Annotated in this window: 1 protein-coding gene and 1 pseudogene; one reads left to right on the forward strand and one right to left on the reverse strand. The window is 63.9% G+C overall.

The window, feature by feature from the left end:
• Positions 1-60: 60 nt before the first annotated feature.
• A pseudogene (locus ACFPN9_RS28950) lies at positions 61-292 on the reverse strand (integrase core domain-containing protein); the annotation flags it as partial.
• A 242-nt stretch (positions 293-534) separates the two neighbouring features.
• Between ACFPN9_RS28950 and ACFPN9_RS28955 the strand changes: the two are divergent.
• A complete protein-coding gene (locus ACFPN9_RS28955; protein ID WP_377818003.1) occupies positions 535-663 on the forward strand; it encodes a hypothetical protein in 129 nt (42 codons plus the stop codon).
• The last annotated feature ends 72 nt before the right edge of the window (positions 664-735 follow it).

Below are 735 nucleotides of genomic sequence, written 5' to 3' on the forward strand. Positions count from 1 at the left end.
GGCCGCTGCGACGCCGCAATCCGCAACCGCCTAAAGGCAATCGGCATGGGGGTCAGTTCTTCATGACGCAAAGGGGTCAGTTCCGAATGTCGCTGGACAGCTGCATGCCGGTGGCCGATTGACGAGCGATATCGGGGTCTTGTTCCCGATCGCACTATGAGGTCGTAGCTCGTTGTACTCCCTACGCCAAGCCTCCACTTTCTCCCGGGCATCGGGCAGGCTCATGAACCAAGGGCGTTGAGGCATTCGGTCCGGAACTTCCCCCGTTGAACGACTCTATGAAGGCATTATCCGGCATGATGTCGTTGGTGCCGCTGTTCCTCTGACCGGTCGAAGCCGCTAGCTTCGGCCGATCCGGGCCTCGGGGCACCGGGAGCACGCAAGTGCGGGCAGGCCGTCGCACTGACATGAACCGCGAGTTCGAGGTCGTTATCTGGCCGCCCCTGCGACTAGCCCGGATGCGCTGCGAGCGCGGATCCGTAATTGTCGTGTCGCCCGCAAGCTCCCCGTCTTTGACCGAACGAGGAGAGGAGCATGCGGATCATCGGCTTGGACATTCACCGCGTGGCAGCGGAGGCTGTCGTGCTCCACGAGGGGGCTTTCAGGAAGCTCGGGCGGGTCCCGATGCTGCGGGAAGCGGTCGTGTCCCTGCTGGTGGTGTAGCTTCGCAGAGCCACCGCGTGCCGGCTTTGGTCGGGCTGGTCAGGCGGCCACGGCTGGCAGGCTGACGATGGG

This window comes from Allobosea massiliensis, assembly GCF_042655245.1.
GTDB classification, from domain to species: Bacteria; Pseudomonadota; Alphaproteobacteria; order Rhizobiales; family Beijerinckiaceae; genus Allobosea; species Allobosea massiliensis.